Genomic DNA, 696 nt, shown 5'->3' on the forward strand with positions numbered 1-696 from the left:
ACTCTGGCGCGTGTTGCGGGCCGGCGCTGGGCCATCGAGGAATGCTTCGAGGTCGCCAAGCAGGAGGTCGGCCTGGCCGACTACGAGATCCGCTCGTGGCACGGATGGTACCGGCACATCACACTGGCCATGCTTGCTCTGGCCTTTCTCGCCGGCATGCGCGTGAGGCTCAACGCCGCCTCGCGGCAAAAAGGGGGACCAGCAAACCCCCTCTCCAGTCGACTTCAGCACCGGCGAGATCCGCCATCTCATCAGCGACCTCCGACGCGCCGCTGGCCTCGTGCTGGACCGCCTCTTCGAATGGTCCCTCTGGCGACGCCTACATCAGGCGATCGCCAGAACATGTCACTGGCGCCGCAGTCAGCGCGAGGCTCGCATGAAAGCTCAACTGTAGAATTAGAGTCCGTCCGAGATCATGTGGTTTTCTGACATAGCTTTCGAAGCATGCGGCGGACGGATGCCCAACGTAGGAAGGCAAGTGCACGTCGGTTCAGGCACTCCCAGTCCTTGGCCAATCGGCGGCAGCGGTTCAGCCAGGCAATGGTGCGCTCGACAATCCAGCGCTTCGGCAGCACGACAAACTTGCGCAACTCGGATCGCTTGACGATCTCGAGGTTGATCTGGCGGCAGGTCGTGCGCAGCCCGGCCTGGAAGTTGGCGCCCTGGTACCCGCCGTCGGCGTAGAGCTTCAGCAAG

1 protein-coding gene and 1 pseudogene are annotated in these 696 nt (G+C 63.2%); one reads left to right on the forward strand and one right to left on the reverse strand.

The genetic code is table 11. From position 1 onward, the window contains the following. Positions 1-429, forward strand: a pseudogene (locus tag EAH89_RS32970) (hypothetical protein); the annotation flags it as partial. Here EAH89_RS32970 and EAH89_RS31005 read toward each other — a convergent pair. Next, positions 414-696, reverse strand: a 283-nt coding sequence (locus EAH89_RS31005; RefSeq protein ID WP_140888017.1) for a transposase, incomplete at its 5' end; no start/stop codon positions are given. The pseudogene EAH89_RS32970 and the gene EAH89_RS31005 sit on opposite strands and share 16 nt — an antisense overlap.

This window comes from Muricoccus nepalensis (assembly GCF_006438825.1).
Taxonomy (GTDB): Bacteria; Pseudomonadota; Alphaproteobacteria; order Acetobacterales; family Acetobacteraceae; genus Roseomonas; species Roseomonas nepalensis.